The 26820-nt window shown below is 63.3% G+C and carries 21 protein-coding genes and 1 pseudogene; 9 read left to right on the top strand and 13 right to left on the bottom strand.

The features are described from left to right. Positions 1–432: pseudogene (locus RR928_RS16550) on the top strand (MFS transporter); the annotation flags it as partial. Between the two features lies 1 nt (position 433). Here the strand turns inward: RR928_RS16550 and RR928_RS16545 are convergent. Then, positions 434–1318, bottom strand: a complete 885-nt coding sequence (locus tag RR928_RS16545; protein ID WP_332539400.1) for a LysR family transcriptional regulator — start codon at positions 1316–1318, stop codon at positions 434–436. A 155-nt stretch (positions 1319–1473) separates the two neighbouring features. Here RR928_RS16545 and RR928_RS16540 point away from each other — a divergent pair, with 155 nt between their 5' ends. Beyond that, on the top strand, positions 1474–3021 hold the full coding sequence (locus RR928_RS16540; RefSeq protein ID WP_332539395.1) for an MFS transporter: 1548 nt from the start codon (positions 1474–1476) through the stop codon (positions 3019–3021). On the opposite strand, the gene fabF is transcribed toward RR928_RS16540, so the two are convergent. Further along, positions 2984–4255, bottom strand: a complete 1272-nt coding sequence (gene fabF, locus RR928_RS16535) for a beta-ketoacyl-ACP synthase II (protein ID WP_332547859.1) — start codon at positions 4253–4255, stop codon at positions 2984–2986. The two genes, RR928_RS16540 and fabF, sit on opposite strands and share 38 nt — an antisense overlap. Before the next feature lie 101 nt (positions 4256–4356). Here fabF and RR928_RS16530 point away from each other — a divergent pair, with 101 nt between their 5' ends. Both RR928_RS16530 and RR928_RS16525 read left to right on the top strand, forming a co-directional pair. Further along, positions 4357–4965, top strand: coding sequence for a TetR/AcrR family transcriptional regulator (locus tag RR928_RS16530; RefSeq protein WP_332547858.1), 609 nt, complete (start codon positions 4357–4359; stop codon positions 4963–4965). A 178-nt stretch (positions 4966–5143) separates the two neighbouring features. After that, on the top strand, positions 5144–6346 hold the full coding sequence (locus RR928_RS16525) for an MFS transporter (protein ID WP_332539390.1): 1203 nt from the start codon (positions 5144–5146) through the stop codon (positions 6344–6346). A gap of 12 nt (positions 6347–6358) precedes the next feature. On the opposite strand, the gene RR928_RS16520 is transcribed toward RR928_RS16525, so the two are convergent. From RR928_RS16520 to RR928_RS16510, 3 genes are all read right to left on the bottom strand, one after another. Further along, positions 6359–7732 carry an Nramp family divalent metal transporter gene (locus RR928_RS16520; protein WP_442881540.1) on the bottom strand — a complete coding sequence of 458 codons (1374 nt, stop codon included), beginning with the start codon at positions 7730–7732 and terminating at the stop codon, positions 6359–6361. 12 nt (positions 7733–7744) lie between these two features. Next, positions 7745–7945: a hypothetical protein gene (locus RR928_RS16515; RefSeq protein ID WP_332539388.1), complete on the bottom strand. Its 201-nt coding sequence runs from the start codon at positions 7943–7945 to the stop codon at positions 7745–7747. Positions 7946–8013: 68 nt separating this feature from the next. Next, positions 8014–8985: a ferritin-like domain-containing protein gene (locus tag RR928_RS16510; RefSeq protein WP_332539387.1), complete on the bottom strand. Its 972-nt coding sequence runs from the start codon at positions 8983–8985 to the stop codon at positions 8014–8016. 330 nt (positions 8986–9315) lie between these two features. On the opposite strand from RR928_RS16510, the gene RR928_RS16505 reads away from it, so the two are divergent. Beyond that, positions 9316–9879: a fasciclin domain-containing protein gene (locus tag RR928_RS16505; RefSeq protein WP_332539385.1), complete on the top strand. Its 564-nt coding sequence runs from the start codon at positions 9316–9318 to the stop codon at positions 9877–9879. A gap of 72 nt (positions 9880–9951) precedes the next feature. On the opposite strand, the gene RR928_RS16500 is transcribed toward RR928_RS16505, so the two are convergent. The 8 genes from RR928_RS16500 to RR928_RS16465 all read right to left on the bottom strand — a co-directional run bounded on the left by RR928_RS16500 (position 9952) and on the right by RR928_RS16465 (position 22022). After that, the gene (locus tag RR928_RS16500) at positions 9952–10656 is read right to left on the bottom strand and encodes a hypothetical protein (RefSeq protein ID WP_332539383.1); all 705 of its coding nucleotides are present in this window, start codon (positions 10654–10656) and stop codon (positions 9952–9954) included. A gap of 296 nt (positions 10657–10952) precedes the next feature. Then, positions 10953–12236, bottom strand: a complete 1284-nt coding sequence (locus RR928_RS16495; protein ID WP_332539382.1) for a dynamin family protein — start codon at positions 12234–12236, stop codon at positions 10953–10955. 7 nt (positions 12237–12243) lie between these two features. Then, positions 12244–14370 (bottom strand): dynamin family protein, encoded by a 2127-nt coding sequence (locus tag RR928_RS16490; protein WP_332683379.1) that lies wholly within the window; start codon positions 14368–14370, stop codon positions 12244–12246. Beyond that, positions 14367–16649, bottom strand: a complete 2283-nt coding sequence (locus RR928_RS16485; RefSeq protein WP_332547856.1) for a dynamin family protein — start codon at positions 16647–16649, stop codon at positions 14367–14369. The genes RR928_RS16490 and RR928_RS16485 overlap by 4 nt, the downstream gene beginning before the upstream one ends. Before the next feature lie 24 nt (positions 16650–16673). Beyond that, positions 16674–18368: a dynamin family protein gene (locus RR928_RS16480; RefSeq protein WP_332547855.1), complete on the bottom strand. Its 1695-nt coding sequence runs from the start codon at positions 18366–18368 to the stop codon at positions 16674–16676. Positions 18369–18440: 72 nt separating this feature from the next. Beyond that, positions 18441–19358 carry a helix-turn-helix transcriptional regulator gene (locus tag RR928_RS16475; RefSeq protein ID WP_332539825.1) on the bottom strand — a complete coding sequence of 306 codons (918 nt, stop codon included), beginning with the start codon at positions 19356–19358 and terminating at the stop codon, positions 18441–18443. Between the two features lie 481 nt (positions 19359–19839). After that, entirely contained in the window at positions 19840–20934 is a 1095-nt protein-coding gene (gene ychF, locus RR928_RS16470; RefSeq protein WP_332539824.1) for a redox-regulated ATPase YchF, read from the bottom strand. Positions 20935–21038: 104 nt separating this feature from the next. Continuing rightward, positions 21039–22022: a porin gene (locus RR928_RS16465; protein WP_332683376.1), complete on the bottom strand. Its 984-nt coding sequence runs from the start codon at positions 22020–22022 to the stop codon at positions 21039–21041. A gap of 547 nt (positions 22023–22569) precedes the next feature. Here RR928_RS16465 and RR928_RS16460 point away from each other — a divergent pair. The 4 genes from RR928_RS16460 to RR928_RS16445 all read left to right on the top strand — a co-directional run. Further along, on the top strand, positions 22570–23691 hold the full coding sequence (locus RR928_RS16460; protein WP_332683374.1) for an FAD-dependent monooxygenase: 1122 nt from the start codon (positions 22570–22572) through the stop codon (positions 23689–23691). Positions 23692–23752: 61 nt separating this feature from the next. Continuing rightward, complete coding sequence (locus tag RR928_RS16455) at positions 23753–24457, top strand: DsbC family protein (RefSeq protein WP_332539821.1); 705 nt, start codon at positions 23753–23755, stop codon at positions 24455–24457. Between the two features lie 94 nt (positions 24458–24551). Next, positions 24552–26354 (top strand): M61 family metallopeptidase, encoded by a 1803-nt coding sequence (locus tag RR928_RS16450; RefSeq protein ID WP_332683372.1) that lies wholly within the window; start codon positions 24552–24554, stop codon positions 26352–26354. Between the two features lie 86 nt (positions 26355–26440). After that, the coding region (locus RR928_RS16445) for an enoyl-CoA hydratase-related protein (RefSeq protein WP_332683370.1) at positions 26441–26820 on the top strand (380 nt) is incomplete at its 3' end.

The raw sequence follows: 26820 nt of genomic DNA, 5'->3' as shown, positions 1-26820 counted from the left end.
CGCTGGGGCGCGCGCGCCATCGTCGCCGGCGCCGTGGCGTATGCGCTGTCGACAGGCCTGCTGATCGCCCAGGTCGCAGTCGCGGGTGCGGCGCTGGCGCCGGTGCAGCTGATTCCCTTGCTGATCGTGGTCGGCGCCGGCCAGGGGCTGATCATGACGCCGCTGCTGAATCTGGTGCTGGCCTTGGTTCCCGCTGCCCAGGCCGGCATGGCTTCGGGCGTGATCGCGACGCTGCAGCAGATCGGCGCCGCGCTGGGCGTGGCCGTGGTCGGCATGCTGTTCGGCGCAGCGCTCGCGGCGGATGCCGGCGCTGCGGGCCAGGCCGAGCGCTACAGCGCGGCGTTTGTCGCGGGAATGGGCTACAACTTCGGCGCGGCGCTCGCAGTCTGCGTGCTGCTTTGGCTATTGGCTGCGGCCCGGCCGGCGCGCTGAATCAGCGCAGAACATTGGCGCTGAGGCAGTCGATGAACGCGCGCAGCTTGGGAGAGAGATCGCGGCTCGCGGGCCACAGAATCCACATCACGCCGCTGTCGCCGCTGCAGTCGTCGAGCACCGTCTGCAGCCGGCCCGCGCGCAGGTGCGGCGCGGCAATGAAATCGGGCAGGCAGGCAATGCCCTGGCCGTGCAAAGCCAGGTGGATGCGCATTTCAACGCTGTTGCAGACCAGCGACTGCGGCAGCTCGGGCAGGGCTTCATCGGGTGCGGGCGGCAGCGGCCAGGCCTCGAGCCGGCCCGTGCTGGGATAGCGGTAATGCAGGCAGATATGCGACTGCAGTTCGGCCGGGCTTTGCGGCCGGCCATGCGCGGCAAAGTAGTCGGGCGAGCCGACCAGCACGCGCCGGAAGCTGCCCAGGCGGCGGCGCTTGAGGCCGGAGTCGGCAAGCACGCCGGTGCGCACCACGGCATCGAAGCCGTCGCCGATCACGTCGACCATGCGGTCGGAAAAATCCAGGTCCAGTTCCACTGCGGGATAGCGGCGCATGAACTCGGCGATCACGGGCTCGAACAGTCCGCTGTGCCGCGGCAGGCTCACGCGCAGCTTGCCGCGCGGCGCGGCGCTGGCCTGGGTCATCTCGAGTTCCGCGGCCTCGACTTCGCACAGGATGCGGCGGCAGCGTTCGAGGAATTTCTCGCCTTCGGCCGTCAGCGCCAGCGTGCGCGTGCTGCGGTGAAACAGGCGCACGCCCAGCCGCTCTTCGAGCCGCGCCACGGCCTTGCCCACGGCCGAAGGCGAAACCCCCAGATCGCGCGCCACGGCCGAAAAGCCCAGGCGTTCGGCGACGCGCACAAAGATACCGATGCTGCCCAGGTTTTCCATCATGACATTGCTCTATTCAAGACATCCATGTCCTAAGTATTCGGAAATGTAGCCGGTTTTTCTTTTACCCATGCACGCCTAACCTACGGCCCTCTGCTGCTGCAGCGCCTGCGCGCTGCCGGCAATCCCTGCAAATTCTCTGGCGAAATTTCTTCATGTCTTCGATTTTTTCCCCTGCAGCCCTGCGCTGGCTGCAGCTGCTGGCCGCCTGCCTCACCGCCCTGCTGATCCCGCTGTGCTTCACGGGCCCGGCCGTGGTGCTGCCCGCGATCAGCCACGAACTGGGCGGCAGCTCCGCGCAACTGGCCTGGATCATGAACGGCTACATCCTGAGCTATGGCGGCGCGATGATGGTCGCCGGCAGCCTGACCGATCTCCATGGACGGCGGCGCATCTGGCTGATCGGCCTGGCCTGGTTCTGCCTGTGCACCTTCGCCATTCCCTTCGCGCCCAGCGTGCTGTGGATCGATCTGCTGCGCCTGCTGCAGGGTCTGGGCGGCGCCGCGGCCTTCGCCGCCGCCATGTCCTCGCTCGCGCCGCTGTTCGAAGGCCGGGCGCGGGCCCGCGCTTTCAGCCTGCTGGGCACGACGTTCGGCCTGGGCCTGGCGTTCGGCCCGCTGATCTCGGGCTGGCTGGTGGAAATCAGCAGCTGGCAAGGCGTGTTCCACGCGACCGGCGTGGTCGGCGTGCTCGGCTGGCTGCTGGTCGCGGCCAGCGCTTCGCGCGATCTCCCCGCGGCCCGGGGCGGGCTCGACTGGCCCGGCGCGATCAGCTTCACGCTGGCGCTGGGACTGTTCACCTACGGCATGCTGCTGGTGCCCGAACAAGGCTGGGGCGATGCCACGGTCATTGCCTGCCTGCTGGCCAGCGCCGCGATGTTCGCCGCGTTCGCGGCCATTGAAAAGCGCGCCGCGCGTCCCATGCTCGAACTGGATTTTCTGCGCGACCCCGGCGTGCTGGGCGTGCAGGCGCTGGCCGCGTCGCCGGCCTTTCTGTTCATCGTGCTGATCGTGCTGCTGCCCAGCCGTTTCATAGGCATAGACGGCTACGGCGCGCTGCAGGCCGGACAGATGATGGTCTGGCTCGCGGCGCCGCTGCTGGTCGTGCCCTTCGCCGCCGCGCTGCTCACGCGCTGGTTTGCGCCGGGCACGCTGTCGGGCGCGGGCCTGCTGCTGGTCGGCGCGGGGCTGGCCTGGCTGGCCCAGGCGTTCGGCCAGGGCGCAGGCGCGGCACTGCACGCGCCGCTGCTGCTGATAGGCGTGGGCATAGGCCTGCCCTGGGGATTGATGGATGGTCTCGCGGTGAGCGGCGTCGCGCCCGAGCGCGTGGGCATGGCGACGGGGCTGTTCAACACCGTGCGCGTGAGCGCCGACGGCGTGGCGATCGCCGTGGTCAGCGCGCTGCTCGCCGGGCTGATACAGCAGCGGCTGGCCGCGCAGATCGGCGCATCGGTCCCACCCCAGGCCCTGCTCGAGGCATCGGGGCGCGCGGCGCTGGGCGAGCTGCAGGCGGGCGCGGCGCTGCTGGGCCCGCAGGCCGCGCTGCTGGCGCAAAGCTATGCCCAAGCCTTCATCCAGGTGCTGCAGCTGCTCGCGGGTCTGGCCGTGCTGACGGCCGCCGCCGTGGTCTTCATGCTGCGCCGTCCGCAGAGCGCGGCGGACGCGATCAGTGCGCGAATCGCTTCAGGATCAGCGTCGCATTGACGCCGCCGAAACCAAAGCCGTTGAGCATCGCGTGCTCTATGGCCTGGGGCCTGGCCTGGCCCATGACCAGGTCCAGGCCTTGGGCCAGGGGATCGGGGTTCTCGAGGTTGAGCACCGGAGGAACGATCTGGTCGCGCAAGGCGAGCACCGTGAAGATCGCGGCCGCGCCGCCAGCCGCGCCCAGCATGTGGCCCAGCGCCGATTTCGTCGCCGTGATCGAAGGGCCCCGGCCCGTGCCGAACACCTTGCGAATGGCTGCGAGCTCGCCCTTGTCGCCCACGGGCGTGGACGTCGCATGGGCATTCAGGTGCTGGATGTCGCCGGGCTGCAGCCCGGACTGGCGCAATGCGGCCAGCATGGAACGCGCCGCGCCCGAGCCGTCTTCGGGGCCCGAAGTCACATGGTAGGCATCGGCCGATGTGCCATAGCCCACGACTTCGGCCAAAGGCGTCGCGCCGCGCGCCAACGCATGTTCGAGCGATTCGAGCACCAGCAGGCCCGCGCCCTCGGCCATCACGAAGCCGTCGCGCGCCGCATCGAACGGCCGCGACGCCGTTGCCGGGTTGTCGGCGCCCGAATTCGACAGCGCCTTGGCCGCGGCAAAGCTGCCCAGGGCCACGCGATCGATGGTGGCTTCGCTGCCGCCGCACAAGGCCATGTCGGCTTCGTCGCTGCGTATCAGCCGCGCCGCATCGCCCATGGCCTGGATGCTCGCGGCGCAGGCCGTGACCGGCGCGCCTATCGGGCCTTGCAACTGGTGGCGTATCGATACCTGGCCGGCGGCGAGATTCGCGAGAAATGCCGGCACCGTGAACGGCGACAGCCGCTGCGGCCCCTTGCCGTCGGTGGTGCGCACGGCGTCGACGATGGTGCCGAAGCCGCCCACGCCCGAGCCTATGATGGTCGCGGCGCGCTCCTTTTGCGCCGCCGTGGCATCCTGCCACTGCGCATGCGCGAGCGCCTGGTCGGCCGCGCCCAGCGCGAACGCCGTGAAGCGGTCGAGCCGGCGCAGTTCCTTGGCAGAAATCACGGCTTCGGGATTCCAGCCCGCCTCGGGGTCTTCATCGAGCCCCGGCACACGTCCCGCGACGGCCGCGCCCGTGCCGGCACTGATCGCGGGATCGAGCGCGCGCAGGCCCGACTGCCCGGCAAGCAGTCGCTGCCAGGCCAGCTCCACATTGGCGCCCAAAGGAGAAACCAGCCCCAAACCGGTGATTACGACACGTCGACCCATACAACACCTTTCACGCGCCCGGCCCATGTCATGCCGGGCCAGGCTCTATTGATGACGGCAATCATCATAATTTATTTTTGATGATGGGTATCATCTAAGCCATGAAGGTCAGCAAAACCCAAGCCGCAGAAAACCGCGCAGGCATAGTCGACGCCGCTGCCCGTCTGTACCGCGAAAAAGGGCTCAGCGGCGTCGGCGTCGCGGAGATCACGCGCGATGCCGGTCTCACGCATGGCGGCCTGTACCGGCATTTCGCATCCAAGGACGCGCTGGCGCGAGAAGCCTGCCTGCGCGCTTTCGAGTGGACCATCACGCCGCTCGACGGCCTCGAGCAGGATGGCAACGCGTCCGCGACCGCCAAGCTCCAGGCCATGGTCGACAGCTACCTTTCGGTCAATCACCGCGACCATCCCGGCGAAGGCTGTCCCGCGGCCGCGCTCGCCACCGACGCAGCGCGCGCCGGCCCTGAAATGTCCGAAGTGTTTGCCCAGGGCGTGGAGCGCAATATCCAGCGCTTCATGCGCGTGCTCGAAGGCGAGCCGGCGGAAAAGCGCGCCCAGACCATGGTCATGCTCAGCAGCATGATAGGCGCGCTGGTGCTGGCGCGCGCGACCGCGGCGGGCAATCCCGCGCTGTCCGCGGAAATCCTGCGTACCTTGCGCGAGCGGCTGGTGCCCGGCGCGCAGGATGTCGATGGCCTGCCCGAGTGAGGCGTTTTGCCCCTGAAGACAACGCAGTCGTCCAGCGCCGACCTCCAAGGGTAATCCCCAGGCAAATGTAAACTTGCGAATAGCCCGTGGCGCGTTGCGCTGCGGGCGTCCCTTTCTGCCTTGCCGCCCGCATCTGATACCGGTTTCGCGCGGCCGGAGCCTCTCGTCTTTCCCGCACATGAACAGTCCCGTCACAACCCTTTCGCCAAGCGTGGCCGGCAGCGCCGATCGCTCGTTTCTCAAGGCCCTGCTTGCGCTGGGCGTGGGCGGCTTCAGCATAGGCACGGGCGAATTCGTCATCATGGGACTGCTGCCCGATGCCGCGCAGGACCTGGGCGTCTCCATTCCAACCGCAGGCCATCTGATCAGCGCCTATGCGCTGGGCGTGGTGATAGGCGCGCCGGTGCTCGCGGTGCTGGGCGCGCGCATGCCGCGCCGCCAGTTGCTGATGGCGCTGATGCTGCTCTACGCGATCGGCAATTTCGCCAGCGCCGTGGTGCCGGGCTATGCCAACATGGTGCTGATGCGCTTTTTCAGCGGTTTGCCGCACGGCACCTACTTCGGCGTCGCGGCGCTGGTCGCCGCGCATCTGGCGCCGCCCGGGCGGCGCGCCCAGGCCGTGGGCTATGTGATGCTGGGACTGACCATTGCCACGCTGGTCGGCGTGCCGCTGGCCGCGGGCCTGGGCCAGTGGCTGGGCTGGCGCGCGGCGTTTGCCCTGGTCGGTGCGATCGCGGTGCTCGCGGTGGCCCTGGTCTGGCGCTGGATTCCCGCCCTGCCCGCGCCCGCCGACGCCAGCCCCTGGCGCGAACTGGGCGCGCTGCGCAGCAAGCAGGTATGGCTCACGCTGGGCATTGCGGCGATAGGCTTTGGCGGCATGTTCTCGGTATTCAGCTACGTCAAGCCCACGCTGATGAATCTTGCGGGCCTGCCCGAGCAGGGCGTGCCTTTCGTTCTGGCGCTGTTCGGCGTGGGCATGGTGGCCGGCAATCTGGTCGGCTCGCGCCTCGCCGACAAGGCGCTGATGCCCACCATTGGCGGCATGCTCGCCTGGTCGGGCGCGGTGCTGCTGCTGTTCTGCTTCACTTCCCACCATCTGTGGCTGGGCTCGTTCAATGTGCTGCTCGTGGGCACGGCCGTTGCCTTGGGCCCGGCCCTGCAGATCCGGCTGATGGATGTCGCAGGCGAGGCCCAGACCCTGGCCGCGGCGCTCAACCACTCGGCGTTCAATCTCGCCAACGCGCTGGGCGCCTGGCTGGGCGGCATCACCATCTCGCTGGGCCTGGGCTGGGAATCGACGGGCTGGGTCGGCATGCTGCTGGCGCTGGGTGGCCTGGTGATCTTCGGCTTTGCGTGCGCCGACAAGAAGCGCCACGGCTGAAGCGGCAGGGCCTCAGGCCCAGAAAAGCCGCTGCAGCATCCACAGATTGAGCGAGACCACCACGGCGGCGCAGCCCCACAGCGCAATCGACATCCTGCGCCCGAAGCACAGCTCGCCCAGCACCTTGCGGCGCGTGGTGAACAGCAGCAGCGGCACGATGGCGAACGGCAACTGCAGGCTCAGCACCACCTGGCTGAAAACCAGCAGGGCACTCGCGCCCGCGCTGCCATACCAGGCCGTGGCAATCACCGCGGGAACGATGGCGATCAGCCGCGTCAGCAGCGCGCGCCAGGCGGGCGACAGCCGTATCTGCAGAAAGCCTTCCATCACGATCTGCCCGGCCAGGGTGCCCGTGACCGAGGAGCTCAGGCCCGAGGCCAGCAGCGCCACGCCGAACACCGCGCTGGCCATGCCCACACCCAGCAGCGGCGACAGCAGGTGATAGGCCTCTGAAAGCTCGGTCACCGGCGCCTGGCCGGGGCGGTTGAATGCGCCCGCGGCCACGACCAGGATGGCGGCGTTGACGAACAGCGCCAGCCCCAGCGCGACGGTGGAATCGAGCGTCGCGTAGCGTATCGCCTGGCGCGTGCCGGCAAGGCTCTTGTCGTGCGCGCGCGTCTGCACGATGGCCGAATGCAGATAGAGGTTGTGCGGCATCACGGTGGCGCCGACTATGCCCACGGCCAGATACAGCATCTCTGGATTGGTGACGATTTCCGCGCGCGGCACGAAGCCCGCGAGCACGCTGGCCAGCGGTGGATGCAGCCACACCAGCTGCGCCGCAAAGCACAGGCCTATCAGCGCCACCAGGCCTATCACCACCGACTCGAGGCAGCGAAAGCCGCGGCTTTGCAGCGCCAGTATCAGCATCACATCGACCACGGTGATGCACACGCCCGCGATCAGCGGCAGGCCGAACAGCAGGTTCAGGCCTATGGCCATGCCCAGCACTTCAGCCAGATTGCAGGCCACGATCGCGATCTCGCAGAAGAACCACAGCAGCAGATTGATGCGCGGCGAGAACTGCTCCCTGCAGGCCTGGGCCAGATCGCGGCCGCTGGCCAGTCCCAGCCGCACGGCCGCGGCCTGGAACAGCATGGCCATCAGATTGGAAGCGAAGATCACCGCCAGCAGCGCGTAGCCGAACTGCGAGCCGCCCGCGATAGAAGTGGCCCAGTTGCCCGGGTCCATGTAGCCCACGGCCACCATGTAGCCCGGCCCGGCGAAGGCCAGCGCGCGCCTGGCGTTGAGCGTTGCGCCCGCGCCGCGCGGCACCGGCACGCTGCGGTGCACCTGCGGCAGGCTGGCAAAGACCGGGGCATCCCGGCCCGGGGAAATGTTGGCGCCGCGCTCCATGGCGGCGTCTGCGCAGGCAACGGTATCCATGGCCGGCTGCGCTTATTGCGGACCCAGGCTGCGCGCTGCGGGCGAAGACGCGGGCGCGTGCTGGGCGCCCGAAGCCAGCGCAATCATGTCCATGGTGAGAATGCTTGCACCGGCCAGCATGATCAGGCCGCCCACGCAGCGGCGGGCAATGGTGACGGACCGCAACCGCCTTGACGCTGGCTTGTGTGACGAAGGGCTGAAAGAGAAAGCCATGGAAAACTCCTTTTCTACCAACACTTGTGCGTACCCATGGTCCGCCCGCAGGCGGACCGCCACGGCCATCAGGCGTAGGCGCTGCTCATCACCAGCGAACCATTGACACCTGCAGGGAAGAACCCGCCCTTGGACGCCGCGTCCTTGTTCAGGTAGACGATGTTCAGCACATCGCCCGGCGAGCGGCTGTAGGCGATGCCGTTGGCGTCGAGGGGCACGATGTTGGACGTCGTCGCGTCGCCCGTGATGCCCTGGTCCGCATCGGTGGAGCCGTCGAGGCTGTCGCGCGCATTGGAAATGGCGCCCGCCGCATCGCGCAATGCGGGCGTTGCCAGCCCCTTGGCATACAGCACGGTGCGCACCAGACCCGCGTGATAGGCCTCGGCCGCCAGGATGCCGGCCGCAGCTTCAAGGTAGGTCTTGTTGGTGATCAGCGGCGCGGCGCCCTTGTAGGCCGTCACGCCCACGTCCTCGAAGATGAACGCGCCCAGCAGGAAGTTCTCGTCGCTCGCATAGGGATCGAAGGCCACGCCCGGCCCGACCAGGCCCGCGGCGCGCGCCGCCACGGAAAACGCGCCGTTCGGGTCCGTGCCGCCGATGTCGATGCGCGGCTGGGCCACGGCCGCCGCGCCCAGCGCCTTGCGCAGAAACTCCACATGGGCCAGCTCGTCCTGGGCGATTTCCTTGGCGTACTGGGCCACCACGGGATCACGGAAGGACACGGCACGTCCGCCCACGACCGCGCCTTGCGTGCCCACGCCGCCTTGCAGATTGGCGGGCAGGCCGGTGCCGAACACCGCGTAGTAATAGAACTGCGACTCCAGATACTCCAGGTTGAGCGCGAAGTTCAGGATCTCTTCATCGGTGGGCCCCGAGGCCTGGGCAATGGCATCACCGCCGCCGCCGCCGCAGGCGGTCAATATCGCGCCGCCCGCCATGCCGACGGCCATGCCACCGGTCTTTCTGAAGAAATGGCGCCGATCTTCGAGCTTCTGCGCGCGTTTTTGCAAGACACCTATCAACACTGATTCGTCGGACATGGAAATTCCTCTCGATTCGCGTCGAACGCGAGTACCAACGTGAGAGTGCGCCTTCGGCTGAGAGCACACGGTGTGGCAAGAAATGTCCGCATCGAAGAGGTTCACACCTGTCCGGAAAGAAGCCGGCATCCCTTGCTGCTACTGGATACGCAGCAAGCAAGGAGATTGGATTCACCTATTTTGAAAAATATTCAGCGCGTACTGGATTCCCGGGCGTTGCCGGCACGCCGCGTGATTTTCCGAAAAATTATTGAATCCAGGCCGCGGGGTCGCTGCGTATTCATTTCAGCCGAATCGATTTGGCTGTTCATTCAACCCAAGGAGCCTTCCATGACATCGACCCAAACCACCCGCAAGATCGCCTCGTTCAGTCTCGCCCTCGTGATGTCAGCAGCGTCCGTCGCCGCCATGGCGGATGTGATGGTCGGCGGCGCGCCCATGCTCGCCTCCAAGGACATCATCGACAACGCGGTCAACTCCAAGGACCACACGACCCTGGTGGCCGCGGTCAAGGCCGCAGGCCTGGTCGATACGCTCAAGAGCCCCGGCCCGTTCACCGTGTTTGCTCCCACCAACGCCGCCTTCGACGCCCTGCCCGCCGGCACCGTCGACACCCTGCTCAAGCCCGAGAACAAACCTGCGCTCACCAACATCCTGACCTACCACGTGGTGGCCGGCAAATGGGATGCCGCAGCGCTGTCCAAGATGATCAAGGACGGCAAGGGCATGGCCAGCATCAAGACCGTCAGCGGCGGCACGCTGGTCGCCAAGTCGAATGGCTCCAAGATCATGCTCAGCGATGAAAAGGGCGGCATGGCCACGGTGACCATCGCCGATGTCTACCAGTCCAACGGCGTGATCCATGTGATCGACAAGGTGCTGCTGCCCAAGTGAGCGCGCGGACAACGAGGCTGCCGCAGCATGGCCCCCATGCCTTGTGACGGACAAGGTTCTGAAAGCAGCCGCCTATTCCTGCACCACGGGATAAAACGGACGCCCCTCGAACCGCGCCGGATGGTCCATCATGACCTCCAGCACCACCGGCAGAATCCGAGTCAACAGGGCGCGACCATCGCGCACCTGTGCGCGGTTGACCGAGCTGTTCCACGTCGATCCGCCGTGCATCAACTGGTTGCGCAGCGTGTAAAGACGCACAAAAATCTCGTACAGAACCCGCTCGGTATCCTGCTGCGCCAGCGCCCGGTGAACGCGCTGGCGCGCGTCGTCAAAAGCTTCACGCCAATGATCTGGCGTAGTGCCATCGCTGCGCGGATGGTTCAGTGCATCCCAGAACGGTTGGAAGACATACTGGTTGTCCAGCAGCAGGCGAATCGGCCCCGGGAACACCTGCCATACGAGCGCCGAAAGCGTCTTGCTCTTATCCAGCACGCACACATCGGCAATGAAGTTGCGGAATGTCTGCCGCTCCGAGGCCACCGCCCCGCTACCCTCGCCCAGATCCTGCGCATAGGCCGCGTTGAATGCTATCCACTGGAAAATAAACGCAACATCGTTGTCTGCGGCTGCAGATTCGGCACGTTGCAGCCAGCTCAGCGCACGATGCATGCGCAGCGTAAACGGTGTGCGTTGCCGGGCAATCTGGGACTGGTGACGCTGGAACAATGCAGCCAGCGTGGGCGAAAGTGTTGATGAGGATATAGGTTCCGTCATGATTTTCTAGTCCGATGTCGCGGTTGTCCCTGGCTGCTTGTCAACGTTTGAGCCACTGCTGCACGCGGCTGATCAGCTGCGCCATTCCTGCAGGCATGCCGGTCACGGCGCGGGAATCCAGCGGCGCATGTCCGCACCTGGGGCAGGAAAAGAAATGGTCGCGACCTGGAATCAGCACATCGCTGCGCGCAGAGGTTGTTATGCACCAGCTGCAGGATGGGCAGTGGTAGTGCCGTGGAAGTGCGGGGACTGGCATGGTCAACCGGGCAAATAGATCTGCTTCATAAATCCGCAAATCACACGGTTTTGAGCGCCATGCGCATGGCTTGCGCAATTCTCTTTGCCGTTCCCAATGCACCATCCACCTCCAGGGTTCGGAGCTGCTCTTTCAGATAGGCCAGCCGTTCCTGTGCCGACTGCGCGACCTCTCCCGGTGTTCGCGGGCGCCGACGTCCGCGGCCCTGTTCCATGGAAACCGTGCGCCGGGCACGATATAGCCCCAACTCATGCAGATCAAGCTCCAGGGCGATGACCGCATTTTCGAGTTCCTCAGATTTTTGCGAGTTTTTGGACATGGCGTCGTACAGTCTGCGGAACGTGGCGTTCAACTCTTTCAACAGATCCGCACGCCCATTGACCGGTTGATCGATTTCACGCAGAAAGGTCTTGAGATGCTGGCCTCTGTAGCGAAACTGCGTCGAGCGCGCGGAACTATAGGCACACAGGCCTGCGTACGCAATGCCCTCTGCATTCAGCAATGTCTGTACATTGTCCAGAACAGGAGTGAGCTCCGCCGGCGGACGCAAATCTGCCTTGTTGAGTACGATGTACAGCGGTTTTCCCTGGGAATTTTCCGATTGCAAAGAGCCAAGGAAATCGAGATCGGAGCTGGGTATGGTGCCGTTGACATCCAGGCCGATGACCCAGATCAGCGCATGCGCCTGCGCCAGGAACTCCAACGCGACCGTGCTGTCGTCATCTGTATATGCACCTTCCGACATCGCCGGGTCATATCCTGGAAGATCGATGAATGTCACATGCTCCAGATCTCGCAGTGGGGTTTCAATGGCGGCAAAGGGGAGTATGTCGCGCAGATTGAATCCCAGGCTATGCACAAATCGATGGGAAAGGCGTGCATACAGGTCGAGAGGAATGTCGATCAGTCCACCCTTGTCGGTGTATCCCTGAATCGTGCCACGCGGGCCCGAGACAACATACGTGGGAATCGAAGTCATCGGGTCTATGCCCACGGGCAGTTTGATGGCTGCGCCGTCCATGAAACTGGAGATGAATGAGGACTTGCCGCTGCTGAACCCGCCGGCCACGGCCACTACGCACTTATCCAGCACGCAAGGAGAGCTGGTCATCAACTCCATTCGATCGGCCACGGCATGCAGGCGATACAGCACTTGCGCCACAACTGCGCTGGGCACCTCCGCATCGCTGAGCAAGGCACGCATGTCTTCCTGCAGCAAGTGACGAAACTCAGTGACGCCCTGGTGCGATAGCGGCTCAGCTGCGAGAATTCGCGCCACAAAGTCGAAGCGGTCATCGTGCGTGACCGCAGCTTGTTCGTCCATGTACATCTCAATTCTCCCAATGTCCACGCGCTACAGCGGCAGCCGGATTGCGCGCGCCGCAGCTTTGCCTCAATAGTTCGTGTCCATGCTCTCGGGAATTTTCCAAAACTGTGACCGCATCGTTCGATTCGATGCTGAGCGTTCGTGCGAGTTTCTGGAGTCTGCCCTCCACTTCCGCACGCAAACGCTCTGTCCGGATATCCATTTTTTCATCATGGGAGTCTGGAAATGACGCTACCGCATTGACCTCTTGGCCCGCAGACAGCTCAAAGAAATCGAGCTGCAGAGATTTCAGCAACGTCCGAGCCGTCTGCATATTGCGCCGCTGGGCCTCCGATGCAGCCTCCAGTCCATCCATCAAGAACTCGAATTCCTTGTGAACTGCAGCAGCGGCAGAGGAATGCTGGTCCCATTGCGCCAGCATGTCTTCGATGCCCATACCGTGGTGGCACAGTTCCTTGCTCAGTCTCGCGCTATAGGCACTGATGCCTTCGCAAGCAATACCCTCGCTGTCGAGGATCTTCCGAACCTCCTGCATCACCCGCCTGACATCACCGATGGGCCGCAAATCGGCCTTGTTCAGAACCACATACAGCGGCTTGCTGGCGTCGACATGTTCGAGCAGGAACGTGATCTCATCGTTGGGAAGGGTTCCGCTGCTGTCCAGGCCCAGGAGCCAGAGCACGGCATCGGCCTCGCTCAGCGTGGTGCTGGCGATTTCCAGATCTGCAGCCGTGTCCACGACATCCGACTCGGCCGAGTTATAGCCGGGCATGTCGATGAAGGCCAGGTGTTCGAACATGGGCATGCGGGCCTGAAGCACCACGTAGGGCATGATCTCCTTGATATTGAAACCCATGTCCGAAATGAACTCATGCGTCAGCCGGCCGTAGTCTTGCGGTGTGAGCGTTGTGTGCCCGCCCTTGAAGGTGTGGCCTTTGATATCCAGACGCTCCCCCGGCATCACGTAGGTCGGAATGGCGGTTACAGGATTGATGCCCGTTGGCAGCAACGCCTCTTCGCATTCCATAAAGCTGGCGACAAAAGAGGATTTCCCGGCGCTGAAGCCACCCGCCACTGCCACAAGAAACTTGTCGCGCAGCGCGGGCGCATCGCTGAGCAATTCGACGCGCTGTGCGATGGCCTGGGCCTGGGTCAGCGCATGGGTAGTTTCCTTGGCAGGCAGTTCAAGCCGTTGAACAGATTGAACGAAGTCTGCGGCAAGCCATTCCTTGAGGCGCTGGAGCGCAGGGTTGTGAGCAGGCTCGCAACTCAGGATGGAACACACCAATTCATAGCGCTCCTGTGCCCGTTCGTTGGCGCCCATTAGGCCTGTATGTTCGGCCTGAAGTTGCGCATGCGATTGCGCCAATGTTGCAAGCTGGGCCGATTGACTGTCGCAGGTGATCGACAGCTGCTGGTACTCGGCATCACGTTCATTCGATCGCTGCAGCAGAGCAGCATGCTCGGTCTGCAGTTGCCGGTGGACTGCCGCCAATTCCTGGAGCGCGGACTCGGATTGCGACAGCGCTGCGCTGGTTCTCTCATGCTGAGCTTGCAAAGCCTTGTGACGTATCGTCAGCCCATCGTATGCAGACTGGAATTGGGCATGAGTTTCCTCCAAGGCCGCAAGCTTGGCCGAAAGTTGCAGACACTCGGCATCACGTTCAGCCAAGCGCTGCATCAGGGCCGTCTGCTCTGTCTGCAGCTGCTTGTGGGCAGAAGTTAAGGTTTGGTGCGCAAATTGCGATTGACACAACGCCGCGCTGGTTTGCTCCTGGTGCGTCTGCAATGCCGTGTGGCGTGCCGTCAGGTCGGAAAACTCCTGGCGAAGTTCACCCGCCTTTTCGAGCAATTGCGCATGGGCTGCAGAGAGGCTTTGGTAGGCCACGCTGCGCTCATTCAGTTGTCTGGTCTGTGTTGCATGGGCAGACTGCAGTTGCAATTGCTCAGCGTTCACCTTTGCCAGATCAGCATGCAGGGCGCTGCAATCGGCGATCAAGCGCGTCGTGCGTGCATCTGCCGCTTGAACTTTCTGCTGAACTTCGCGCACCAATTCGCTGCGCTTCCATAGCCAGAATCGCTGCAGTCGCTGGAGTGCGGGAGACAAACCATGCTCCAACGACTCGGTCATTTCAGGTCCTTCAACTCGGCAAGCAAGCTATCGTAGCGCTGTAGCGTAAGTTGCTTTTCCTTGATTTTCTGCTGCAGCTTCCGGATTTCGTCCTGGAAACTCTCAAACAGCCGCTCTCCGATCTTTGCGGTACAGAGGCGATCCTCGAAAGTCACGGTGATTTCTTGGGCTGCTTTATTGGCTGCAATTTGCAAGCTTGCGAAGTACTTTTGGGCTGTAGCAACATAGCGCTCTGCCGCGCTTCCCTTGAGTGTGCCGCTCTGCAGCAATTCATCAGGCAATGCCGGCAAGGTGAGATCATCAAATCCCCTTAGATGAAGCAGGGCCGACTGGCAAGAATGCGCCAGTATCGTGATGTCGATATCGTGATCGTTAATATCCTTGGAGCTGCGCAATTCGCCGAGAATGCGTTTCTCCAATTCTGGCCTGAGCGTTTGACGTGCAGCGTTCAAGGGAGCATTGAGACTCCTGGATAGGTCAGCATGCACCCGGTCCAATCCGGTGCGTATCGCTGTGGCGCTGATGGTGCCTACGGTTTCCGTGCGGCGCTCCGTTCCCCAATCGTCCTGTCTGAACAACCATCCGATACCACGCTTGAGACTTGCAGAAGCCCCATCCGAATCAACTCGGTAAGTGTTGGTCTCGGTGCTTTTGGCTTTCTCGGTAACGTTCCTCAACCCGAGCAGCACAGTATTGACGCCCTTATTCATGTGCTCGGACAGCCGCAATGCAAAGGCGTTGGCCACAGCGCTCACGGCAGTATCCACCACGCGAGCGCCCTTCACGCACACTTGCCCCATGGTTTGACGCTGTTGCTCCAGCATCTTCTCGTCGGATGCTTCCACGGTCTCGCGCTGTCTGCGAAGGAACTCAGGAATCTGTTTCAGCCGCTGCTGAAGCACATTCTCCTGCGCATCCAGGAACGACTGGAGATTGCCCTCGATGATGGATTGCCTGCGTCCGCGCACCTGATCGAGCAAGGCATGGGTCTGCACGATGCCGGCAATGGAGTCTAAGTGCGGACGGGCAGCTTCCATGGACTGCGCAAATTCCGCTTGATAACTATGGCGCAACATGCCGTGGATATGGCGTGCATTGTCGTCCCAGGTCGCTTCTGGCTGGTTGGACAGCGTATAGGCTACGCTGGACGTCACGACCAGACGTGAATCGAGTTCATGCTTGAGCGTGTCCAGCCCCTTGCTGCCTTCCTGGGGAGCAGGCAGCGTCTGGCGAGCCTGCTGCGCAAGGGTGTCATGCAGCGCTTTCAGTACATCTGGCAGACAGCCTTTGTGCTGCTCATGCACGCTGCTGAACATCTGGCTGTCGATCTGGCTCGCAACCAGAAAAACTTCTTCCACGCCATCCTGCTTGACCAGGCGTTGCATCAGATTCAAATCCTGCTGGTTCAGGAACTGCCCCGAGGGACTGACGACAAATACGGCATGGCATTTGTGCAATTCGTCAAACGTGCGCTTTTCGCGCGAGATGATGGGATCGTTCACACCAGGCGTGTCCACCACTTCCAGGTTCTTCAGCGCTTCCAGTGGCAAGTAGATCGACATGCATTTGGTGAATGGCGTGAACTTTCCCTGAGCACCTACGTAATCGCCCAGCTTGCCCAACAGTGTCTTTGTCTCCTTCCCTTCGATGCGCAAAGGAGCCTTGGGTGGACGAACAGCTGCGCTCTGGATATCGTCAAACAGCTTCTTGCTGCCGCCCAGTGCTGGGTCCTCATCCAGTTCACGGCGCACGGCAGCTTTGATGCGCTCAGGGTCTAGCGCGGCCTGGGCCGAGCGGGCCCCGAGGCGCGGAACCCGGGCCTGGGTTTTCTCCAGTCGTTCCTTTACGCGGAGCTCGAATTCCCGGTCATAGTCGAGCGCGCGCTCGCGCATGTTCTCGATGTCGTCCTGCCCAAAGAACTCAACCTCAGCATATGGCGTCGCGGAATAACCCAGCACGGTCAGCGATGCGGTCATCGGTGTCGCGGCTTTGGGCAGTACTTCCTTGCCATCGAACAGCAGCGCATTGAGCAGCGACGATTTCCCTGCCTTCACGCGGCCGATGATTCCGACTCGAAGACGCCCACTCTGCTGAATGTCAGCCTTGAATTTCTGGCGCAATTCATCCACCGAGCGCGGGTCGGAATCTTTGTTTTCTTGCGAGACCGGCGTATGCAGCCGCAGTCCCCTGATCAGATCTTGGTATTTTTCCTGGGCGATGAGATCGTTCAGTTTCTGGAGACGGCTCGCCAGCTGCTCCACACGTTGTTCAAGCGTCATGGGTACTTTCCTGCAATCCTGGATTTAGAGATAGTCTTCGGCGAGGGCCTTCAGCTCGCTGCGTGTTTGCTGAAGCGCGCCAAGGAGCGCATCCTTGCCGCCGGCTTTTCTTTCGATGGATGCCTGAGACAGCGCTTCTTTCTGCTGCTTTATCTGTTCCTCGAAGGCGTCGGCAACCAGCTTCAGCGCATGCTGCTGAGCGGACTGCAAAAAGAGCTGAACCTCCGGGCGCAGGCGCCTATCGATGTCGGGCAGCACCTGATTGCGCAGCGCTTCCTTGATTTTTTCGAGCTTTTGGCCTTCGCTGACTTTCCCGAAAACGCTTCCCAGCACCAAGGGCAACAAGGTCAGCGCCACCTTGAGAATCGGGTGAGGCACAAGCGTGCCTACAACGGATGCCACCCCCAACACGCGGGAACGCACGTCGCCGCCCTTGCCGGAGATACTGCCCATGGATGAAAGCAGAGCGGGCAGCAATTCCGATTGGAGCTGCTGCAGCAATCCGTCGGTCCAATCTTTCGACACGTGGACTTCTGGGCGCAGACTGCTTGCAGCACGCTGGCTGAAATCATCGACCATCTGTGCAGACATATGGTCCGTTGCCAGTCGGGCACCTTCGATCAGGCCGCTGCGCACTTCATCGGAAACGATGCGTGACAGTTCGTCGTGGCCGCCACGCAGCACGACCTGGGCCATGCTATCGACGGCAAGCTCAAGTCGATGCCGCACATTCTGCAGAATGTCATCTGTATGGGAAACCAGGTCAGCACCAAGCAGCGCAGTGGTATTCTGCTTCTGCTCCTGCTGCAACGCCAGCAAAGCTTGCGTCATTTCGTCCAGATGCCTGTCGTTGTCCGCCTGATCACGCTGCAGGCCATCTGTTGCTGCTTTCAGCACACCGTCAAGGGCACGTTGCTGCTGCTCTAGCGCTGGCTGAAACAGCGTGGTGAAAAGTACCTCGGGGTCGATGCTCGAAAGCATGGCCTGCACCGATGCGGCGTTGCGCTGACTGACTGCACAAACGTTGGCCTCCAGGCCATCGTCTTCCAGGCGCTGGCCGATGTGGGCACAAATGGCTTCCACATCGGCGGGCGTGCGCAGATCAGCCTTGTTGACGCAGATCGAGAAGCTGCGACCCAGGTGGGATATCTCATCGATGCGATTCAGGGTGGAGCTGTGCAGCGTGCCTTCTTCCACGCTGACCACAAACAAATAATGTGCGCCTTCGCCGATATAGCGGGCAATGGCCTTGTTGTGGGAGTCCAGCGGAGAATTGAAGCCGGGCATGTCAACCAGCACCAGGGGAGCCAGGGCAGCCAGCGCATCATTATTGAGATACAGGCGTACGCAGTCGATTTCTGCGGCGCGGGATTGCAACTGGGGTAGATTTTCGATCCGTAACTCTTCAGTGTGTTTATCGGTAAAAAACACCTGTAGCCGCTCACGGACATCATGGCGCAGTTCGGTGGGAATGGCCGTTTCGGGCGTGATCGCGACGGGCAGCAATTGATTGCCAAGAATCGCATTGAGCAGGGAGGATTTTCCTGCGCTGAATGCGCCTACTACCGGCACCAGAAGTTCCTTGCTGCGGATGGACGCCGCCAACTGGCTTATTGGCTCTACATTTATACCCAGCTTCAGTGCAGCAGACTGGTTTTTTTGCAATGCGCACTCAATAGCGCTCAAATAGTTCAGGAAATTCTGTTGTGCTTTTAGCATGCTGACGCCTTGGAATTGTTGATTACTAAATGACCATGAATCTGGTTTTTATCGTCGGGATCTGACAGGGGCTTAGTCGGATGCCCACTTCTTCTGCGCTTCTTTCAGCCCTGTCATAAGTGCCTCATGCCACTCCAGCGGCTTGACGATGCGCACGTTCGGCAACCAGTAGCGAACGACAGGCAGCAGTTGATTGATATGGTTGATATGGGTAGTGACCAATATCGAACCATCGGGGTCCTCACGGTGCTGCTGCTGGGGCAGCAGGGGACGGCGGGTGAAGTAATGGGCGATTTCCGGACTCACGCGCAGCAAGACTTCCGTGGTATCGGTGGTGAACCAGACATCGTCCTTAGTATTGATGTAGTCGATGTGAGCACGCTTGGGAAGGAAGGTACTGGTCTCGTCGACATGCAAGCCTTCAATCAACGCGACGCTGAAGTTCTTCAGCTTTTCCCCCTCTTCCGCGGCCAAATACCAAACACCATTTTTGTGGATCAGCCGGTACGGCTGCACCTGGCGTGCCTTGGCTTTGTAGCTGAAGCGGCAAACTTGATGCAGTTCGGTTGCAACCTGCAGCCGGGAAAATTCCTGCGTGCGGGGGCGCAGATCTTCTTGCGCAATGGGTTGCACGTGCATGGGACGCTGCTGCTCCGGGGTATGGAGCTGCTCCAGCAGATAACGCAGACTATTGTCGGGAAACAGCTGCTCCGTTCCTGACAGGCGCGCATATCCGTGCAAGTGCCTGGCGGGGATGCTGCTGCGGGCTGACCGTGCAAGAAGCCAGCGCCCATCTTCATCGCGCTCGACAATGCCGCGCAAGCGCTCCCCGAGATCGCGTTCTATCGTACGCACATCCACCTGAAAATCTTCGGCAAGCTGATGCTTTTCAAGCGCATCGCCTTGATGCAGCCGCGCCAGAATATGAGAAATGCGCTGGGCCAGCTTCTCGCCTTTCGACTCTGTATCTACCGACTGGAAAGCGGACATTCAAAAACTGGTGAGTGATTTAATGAATGTAACTATAAGTGGTCGTTGCGACACGTTGTGTCGAGCACCGGGATTTTTAGATTTTTTCTGCATTGATTTGAACATTCCGGAAAAAATTCATTCCTTGCGCGATGTGCTACGCCTGTCACTCAGACGAGGCTGGGCCATGTTCCTCATGATCTACCCATCGTCATCTGCGGCGACTTCAATCAGATGGTCTTTTCGCGCCAGCAGAGCGGATTAATTGATAGTAAGTGCCTGCAAATAGGTCAATCTAACTAAATTGGAGCTCCGCTTGGGAATACATGCCTACATGTGTTTCATGGCCGCTTCGTTCATTCAAAAACTCTTTAATTTGGCTAGGTTGCTGACCTTTCGCATATACCGGCGTGCGCAGTGCAAGCAACAAAAAACCCCGCAAATCAATGACTTGCGGGGTTTCTTGAGGCCCCATGCAACCGCATGAGGCAACAGTCTGAAGTTAGACGTTGAACAGGAAGTTCAGCACGTCGCCGTCCTTGACCACATATTCCTTGCCTTCGGCGCGCATCTTGCCCGCGTCCTTGGCGCCCTGCTCGCCCTTGTAGGCGATGAAGTCGTCAAAGGCAATGGTCTGGGCGCGGATGAAGCCGCGCTCGAAGTCGCCGTGGATCACGCCCGCGGCCTGGGGTGCGGTGGCACCGACGGGAACGGTCCAGGCGCGCACTTCCTTCACACCGGCGGTGAAGTAGGTCTGCAGGCCCAGCAGGCGGAAGCCCGCGCGGATCAGGCGGTTCAGGCCGGGTTCGTCCTGGCCCATTTCGGCGAGGAACATGTCGCGATCCTCATCGCTCATTTCCGACATCTCGGCTTCCATCTTGGCGCAGATGGCGACCACGGGCGCGCCCTGGGCGGCCGCGTATTCCTTGAGGCGGTCGAGCAACGGATTGTTCTCGAAGCCGTCATCGCTGACGTTGCCGACGAACATCGCGGGCTTGGCGGTGATCAGGCAGAACTGCTTGAGCAGCGGCGCATCTTCCTTGGAGACCGGCACCACGCGCGCGGGCTTGCCTTCGTTGAGTGCGGCCAGGATGGGAGTGAGCAGCGACACCAGCTTGGCGGCGTCCTTGTCGTTGCCCGACTTCGCAGCCTTGCTGTGGCGGTTGAGCGCCTTCTCCACCGTGGCCATGTCGGCCAGGCACAGTTCGGTCTGGATGACTTCGATGTCGGAGATAGGGTCGACGCGGCCGGCCACGTGGATCACGTTGTCGTCCTCGAAGCAGCGCACCACGTTGACGATGGCGTCGGTTTCGCGGATGTGGGCCAGGAACTGGTTGCCCAGGCCTTCACCCTTGCTCGCGCCCGCGACCAGGCCGGCGATGTCGACGAACTCGACGATGGCCGGAACGATGCGCTCGGGGCTGATGATCTCGGCGAGCTGGTTGAGCCGCGGATCAGGCACTTCGACCACGCCGGTATTCGGCTCGATGGTGCAGAAGGGGTAGTTTTCGGCCGCAATGCCGGCCTTGGTCAGTGCATTGAAGAGGGTGGACTTGCCCACATTGGGCAGGCCCACGATGCCGCATTTCAGGCTCATGGCAGGGCTTTCTGGAAATCTTGGGACAAACCCGGTATTTTAAGGGCTTGGCGCATATCCCTGCCAGCCATGCCTTGCGGGCATGGCCGGCCACGGGGCCGCACTCAGAATGCGTGCGACATTCCGACACCGAAAGCGGTGCGCGATTCGACATGCGCATCGCGCTTGTTTCCAAGGCTTGCGTACAGCGTGGTGCGCTTGGACAGCGCGTAATCGGCGCCCACCGAGACGAAGCGGTTGGTGTCCTGGTTCAGTCGCTGGTGGCCGAAACCGGCCTTGAGCGTGGTCGCGCCCATCTGGTAGGTGCCGCCCAGCGTGGTCGCGCGCGACTCGCTGACATTGGCCGCATTGCGGCTGAAGTCGTGGGCCAGCATCACGGCCGCGCTGCCGAAGCGGTACTTGCCGGCGAGAAAGGCGTTCTTGTCGCCCAGGCTGTTGCGCTCGAGCGCGGCCATCGCGGCCACGGCCTGGCGGTCATATTCCACCACCACCGAATAGGGCCGCCCGGTCGCGCCCAGCGCGGTCTGGCGCTCGGGCGAAGCGCTCAGGCGCAGCGTGAAACCGGCGATCTGGGGCGAATCGTAGAAGATGCCGTTGTTGATGCGGCCGTACTCGGCCGTGCCGTTGTTGCCGAATGGATCGCTGGGCGTGAGCGCATGCCACTGGTACCAGGCGGGCGAGGCGATGCGGTTGAAGTTGGCCCAGGGATCGAACTTCCAGTCCTGGGCCCACATTGCCGTCAACGCCCGGCCCACGCGCACCGTGCCCCAGCTGCCCTGCAGGCCCACGGTGGATTCGTCGTGCCAGAACGGCTTGAAGCCCGCGCCTTCGGTGTTGCCGGTATCGAGTTCCAGGCGCGTGCCGAGGCGAAACACGGCTTTGAGGCCGCCGCCCAGATCTTCGAATCCCGAGATCGCCACATTGCTGCGCTGTATCGTGCCCAGTTGATTGACGCCGTCGAAGCCGCGATAGACGCCGGCGTCGAGCAGCCCGTTGATCGATACCGAGGATTGCGCCCAGGCGGGCACGGTGGCCGCAAGGGTGCCAAGGACTGCACAGGCCAGAAGCCGGGGTGGGTTGCAGCGCATGATGAATTCTCCTTTGGTGTTCGCTGGACGGATCGCAGTCCGGCCCGTTTGCAAAGGCGCAAAGCTAGCGCTGCACTGGACCGTGTCGGCGTCTGATCAGCGAATGGAATGGAGGCAGGTGCCTCGGTGATGGCCGGGCCCGCGCGTCTTGCGCGCATTGCCCGCCGGCAGAAAACTGCGGGCCGCACATCCTGCGGGGGCCTTGCGGGAAGGGCCATGGCAGGTGCGAACGCCGCCGCATCGAGAGCGCCGCGCAGGGGATTGGAATGAAGGACGGTGTGTCCAGTTCCGGCCCTGGCGGCCCTGGTCGCAGAGACGCTGCCCGCAAGGTGGAACTCCAGCGGGCATCGTCTTCCACGGACATTCTATGCACAACATTCCATGCCCAGGCCCGGCAAAAACCCCGCCATGGCGTCAACAGCGGTTCACGGGAACGTTCTGCGCCCAGACCTGTCTATACAAGCCATGGCTCCCATTTTTCCCAATATTTGCGGCGCGCATTCTGCGCCGGGCACCGAGGAATACACAGCCTCCTACAATCCCCAACATGGCGCAAACCTTTGACATCTGTATTCGTGGGGCCGGCATCGTCGGCCGCACCCTGGCCCTGTTGCTCGCCCGTGAACGCCTGCGCGTCGCGCTGGTCGCGTCGCCTACGCCGCCCGCGGGCCACCATGACGTGCGCGCCTATGCGCTGAACGCGGCCTCGCGCCAGCTGCTCGATTCGCTGCGCAGCTGGCCCGACGCCCAGCACGCGACGGCCGTGCGGCACATGGAAGTGCATGGCGATCTCGACGGCAATGTGCATTTCGATGCCCAGGCCCAGGACGTCGATGCGCTGGCCTGGATCGTCGACGTGCCCGCGCTGGAAACCCGGCTGGGCGAAGCCGTGCGCTACCAGCCGCTGGTCGAAGTCGTCGACGCGCCCGTGGCCGCGCCGCTCACGGCCGTCTGCGAAGGCCGGGCCAGCCGCACGCGCGCCGAGTTCGGTGTCGAGTTTTCCGTCGTGCCCTATGGCCAGCATGCGATTGCCACGCGCCTGCATTGCGAGCTGCCGCACGGCGAAAGCGCGCGCCAGTGGCTGGCGCCCGAAGGCATTCTCGCGCTGCTGCCGCTCGACGGCCCGCAAGGCCAGACCGTGGCCGTGGTCTGGTCCATAGACCAGGAAAACGTCGACACCTGGATGAACGCCAGCCCCGAGGCATTCACGCAGCGGCTCGAAGACATCAGCCAGGGCGCGCTGGGCCGGCTCACGCTGGCCAGCGAGCGCCTGAACTGGCCGCTGCAGCAGGCCATGGCCGACCGCTGGAGCGGTGCGTCGCCAGACGGCCGCAGCTGGGTGCTGGTCGGCGACGCCGCGCATAACGTCCACCCGCTGGCCGGCCAGGGTCTCAACCTGGGCCTGGGCGATGCCCAGGCGCTGGCGCGCGTGCTGCAGCAGCGCGACGCCTGGCGCAGCACGGGCGACAACCGCCTGCTGCGCCGCTACGAGCGCGAGCGCAAGGCCGCGCTCGCTCCCATGGGACTGGCCATGGACGGCCTGCAGCAGCTGTTCACGCGCCGCGAGGCGCCGTTGCAGGCGCTGCGCAACTGGGGCATGAAAGGCTTCGAGCACAGCGGCCCGATCAAGAACTGGATGGCCCGCCAGGCCATGGGACTCGGGGCCTGAGGGCGCGACGCAGGCCCCGGCCTGCAGCGCCCTGCCCCTCAATGACTACGGAACACTTGCTATGAAACTGATTTTTTCCCTGCTGGCCTCTGCTCTTTTGTCCGTCGGCATGACGGCCCAGGCCCAGGACGCCGGCCTGCGCAAGACGCTGACCGAGCGCATTCCCCAGCTCGACAAGATCGAGGAAGTGCGGCCCACGCCCATGGCCGGGCTGTTCGAAGTGCGCATAGGCACCGACCTGTTCTACACGGATGCCAAGGGCAACTACCTGATCCAGGGCGAACTGATAGACACCAAGGCGCGGCGCAACCTGACCGAGGACCGCATCAACCAGCTGACGTCGGTCGACTTCGCAGCGCTGCCGCTCAAGGATGCGTTCACCATCGTGCGCGGCAACGGCGCGCGCAAGATGGCGGTGTTCGAAGACCCGAACTGCGGCTACTGCAAGCGCTTCGAACGCGACCTGCAGAAAGTCGACAACGTCACCATCCACCTGTTCCTCTACCCCATCCTGAGCCCCGATTCGGCCGAGAAGTCGCGCAACATCTGGTGCGCCAAGGACAAGGTACAGGCCTGGCATGACCTGATGCTGCGCGACAAGGCCACGCCGCCGGCGAGCTGCGACACCGCGGCGCTGCAGCGCAATCTGGCGTTCGGCCGCAAGTACAAGATCACCGGCACGCCGACGCTGATCTTCGCCAACAACGCGCGCGTGCCGGGCGCGATCAGCGCCGCCGACGTCGAAAAGCACCTCTCGGCCCAATGATCGCCGGGCGCGCGAGCGCCCAGCGCCTTTTCTCCCCGCGGCTCCGGGCACGGCATTGCATGCGTCCAGGGGCCCTGCGCCTAACCATCACGCCATGCCCACCAAGCACCCTGCCGCCCCCGCCACCCTTCCTGCCGACGTTCACTATCACGTCAGCGCGCAGGACCTGCACGCCCATCTGTTCGCGATCGAGCTGCGCGTGCAGGCCCCGACCGCGCAGCAGCAGGTCGCGCTGCCGGTCTGGATTCCGGGCAGCTATCTGGTGCGCGAGTTCGCCAAGAACCTGCAAGGCCTGCAGGCAACGCAGGCGGGCGAAGCCGTCGCCGTGCGCCAGCTCGACAAGCAGCGCTGGCAGATCGACTGCGCGGCCGGCGTGCCGCTGACGCTGAGCTATCAGGTCTGCGCCTATGACAACTCGGTGCGCACCGCCTGGCTCGATGCGCAGCGCGGCTTCTTCAACGGCACCAGCCTGTGCCTGCGCGTGATCGGCCAGGAAGACACGCCGCACAGCCTCGAAGTCGCGGCCACGGCCGCGACCGCCGGCTGGTCGATTGCCACCGGGCTCACGCCGGCGCGCGTCGACGCCCAGGGCTTTGGCCTGTACCGTGCGGGCAACTACGACGAGCTGGTCGACTGCCCTGTGGAGATGGGCAGCTTCTGGAGCGGTTTCTTCGAGGCCGGCGGCGTGCGCCACCAGTTTGTCGTTGCCGGCGCGGCCGAATCCTTCGACCATGAACGGCTGCTCGAAGACAGCCGCAAGATCTGCGCAGCCGCGATCGCCTTCTGGCAAGGCGCGCCGCACAGCCGCTATGTGTTCATGCTCAATGTCGTCAACGACGGCTATGGCGGGCTCGAACACCGCAACTCCACGGCGCTGATCTGCAACCGCCGCGACCTGCCGCGCGTGGGCGACAGCAAGACCAGCGACGGCTACACCACGCTGCTGGGCCTGATCAGCCACGAATACTTCCACACCTGGAACGTCAAGCGCCTGCGTCCCGACGCGTTCGCGCGCTATGACTACGATCGCGAGAACTACACCGAGCTGCTGTGGTTCTTCGAAGGCTTCACCAGCTATTACGACGATCTGCTGCTGCTGCGCGCGGGCCTGATCGACGAGGCGCGCTACCTCAAGCTGATCACCAAGACCATCAACCAGGTGCTGCAGACGCCGGGGCGCGCGGTGCAAAGCGTCGCGCAGTCGAGCTTCGACGCCTGGGTCAAGTACTACCGCCAGGACGAGAACACGGCCAACAGCACCGTGAGCTACTACACCAAGGGCGCGCTGGTGGCGCTGTGCCTGGACCTGAGCCTGCGCCGCGACGACCGCAGCACGCTGGACGCCGTGATGCGCGCGCTGTGGCAGCGCTGCGACGCGGGGCCTATGAGCGAAGCCGACGTGCTGGCCGTGTTCGAGCAGCTCGCGGGCCGCAGCTTTGCACCCGAACTGGCGCAATGGGTGCATGGCACGCAGGACCTGCCGCTGGCCGAGCTGCTGGCCGTGCACGGCGTGCGCCTGCAGGCCGAGCCGCCCCAGCCCGCGCAGCGCCTGGGCCTGCGCGTGCAGGAGAACCACAGCGTGCAGATCAAGGCCGTGCTGCGCGGCGGCCTGGCCGAGCGCGCGGGTTTCATGGCCGGCGACGAATGGCTGGGAATCGAACTGGAAAGCGGCGCGGCCTGGCGCATTGCCAAGCTCGAGGACCTGGCGTTCTACGCCGGCCAGGCGAGCGCGCTCAAGGCGCTGATTGCGCGCGACCAGCAGTTGCTGCGCCTGCCGCTGACGCTCAGCGAGGCCGATGCGCCGGTGGCCAATATCGGCCTGGCGATCACCGACAACGTGCTCGCGCGCCGCTGGCTGCGCGACGAGCCGGCCATCACCGACGAAGTGCTGCCCTGAGCCGGCCGCAAGGCGACGAAACGGTGACAGCCCCCCTGCCCGGCCTTGGGTATAGTGGCAATACAACTACTACCGGAGATATTCCCTTGGCCTACGAAATGCTGGAAGTTCGCACCGAAGCCGACAAAGTCGGCGTCATCACCCTCAACCGCCCCAAGCAGCTCAATGCCTTGAACGAACAGCTCATGACCGAGCTGGGCGCGGCGCTGCAGGCGTTCGATGCCGACGGCAACATCGGCTGCGTCATCATCACCGGCAGCGAAAAGGCGTTTGCCGCGGGCGCCGACATCGGCGCGATGGCAAAGTACAGCTTTGTCGATGCCTATAAGGGCGACTACATCACGCGCAACTGGGAAACCATTCGCAGCATACGCAAGCCGGTGATCGCGGCCGTGTCGGGCTTTGCGCTGGGCGGCGGCTGCGAGCTGGCGATGATGTGCGACTTCATCATCGCCGCCGACAACGC

The organism is Comamonas sp. (assembly GCF_036666375.1).
Classification (GTDB): Bacteria; Pseudomonadota; Gammaproteobacteria; order Burkholderiales; family Burkholderiaceae_C; genus Comamonas.
The sequence above is the reverse complement of the archived record's forward strand: the minus strand, read 5'-3'. Positions and strand labels throughout refer to the sequence as shown.

Coding starts and splice junctions, on each gene's coding strand:
- RR928_RS16480 (WP_332547855.1), bottom strand. CDS start 18,368: ATGCTAAAAGCACAACAGAATTTCCTGAACTATTTGAGCGCTATTGAG.
- RR928_RS16515 (WP_332539388.1), bottom strand. CDS start 7,945: ATGGCTTTCTCTTTCAGCCCTTCGTCACACAAGCCAGCGTCAAGGCGG.
- fabF (WP_332547859.1), bottom strand. CDS start 4,255: ATGGGTCGACGTGTCGTAATCACCGGTTTGGGGCTGGTTTCTCCTTTG.
- RR928_RS16545 (WP_332539400.1), bottom strand. CDS start 1,318: ATGGAAAACCTGGGCAGCATCGGTATCTTTGTGCGCGTCGCCGAACGC.
- RR928_RS16520 (WP_442881540.1), bottom strand. CDS start 7,732: ATGGATACCGTTGCCTGCGCAGACGCCGCCATGGAGCGCGGCGCCAAC.
- RR928_RS16530 (WP_332547858.1), top strand. CDS start 4,357: ATGAAGGTCAGCAAAACCCAAGCCGCAGAAAACCGCGCAGGCATAGTC.
- RR928_RS16460 (WP_332683374.1), top strand. CDS start 22,570: ATGGCGCAAACCTTTGACATCTGTATTCGTGGGGCCGGCATCGTCGGC.
- RR928_RS16475 (WP_332539825.1), bottom strand. CDS start 19,358: ATGTCCGCTTTCCAGTCGGTAGATACAGAGTCGAAAGGCGAGAAGCTG.
- RR928_RS16450 (WP_332683372.1), top strand. CDS start 24,552: ATGCCCACCAAGCACCCTGCCGCCCCCGCCACCCTTCCTGCCGACGTT.
- RR928_RS16500 (WP_332539383.1), bottom strand. CDS start 10,656: ATGACGGAACCTATATCCTCATCAACACTTTCGCCCACGCTGGCTGCA.
- RR928_RS16495 (WP_332539382.1), bottom strand. CDS start 12,236: ATGGACGAACAAGCTGCGGTCACGCACGATGACCGCTTCGACTTTGTG.
- ychF (WP_332539824.1), bottom strand. CDS start 20,934: ATGAGCCTGAAATGCGGCATCGTGGGCCTGCCCAATGTGGGCAAGTCC.
- RR928_RS16540 (WP_332539395.1), top strand. CDS start 1,474: ATGTCTTCGATTTTTTCCCCTGCAGCCCTGCGCTGGCTGCAGCTGCTG.
- RR928_RS16510 (WP_332539387.1), bottom strand. CDS start 8,985: ATGTCCGACGAATCAGTGTTGATAGGTGTCTTGCAAAAACGCGCGCAG.
- RR928_RS16455 (WP_332539821.1), top strand. CDS start 23,753: ATGAAACTGATTTTTTCCCTGCTGGCCTCTGCTCTTTTGTCCGTCGGC.
- RR928_RS16525 (WP_332539390.1), top strand. CDS start 5,144: ATGAACAGTCCCGTCACAACCCTTTCGCCAAGCGTGGCCGGCAGCGCC.
- RR928_RS16490 (WP_332683379.1), bottom strand. CDS start 14,370: ATGACCGAGTCGTTGGAGCATGGTTTGTCTCCCGCACTCCAGCGACTG.
- RR928_RS16465 (WP_332683376.1), bottom strand. CDS start 22,022: ATGCGCTGCAACCCACCCCGGCTTCTGGCCTGTGCAGTCCTTGGCACC.
- RR928_RS16485 (WP_332547856.1), bottom strand. CDS start 16,649: ATGACGCTTGAACAACGTGTGGAGCAGCTGGCGAGCCGTCTCCAGAAA.
- RR928_RS16505 (WP_332539385.1), top strand. CDS start 9,316: ATGACATCGACCCAAACCACCCGCAAGATCGCCTCGTTCAGTCTCGCC.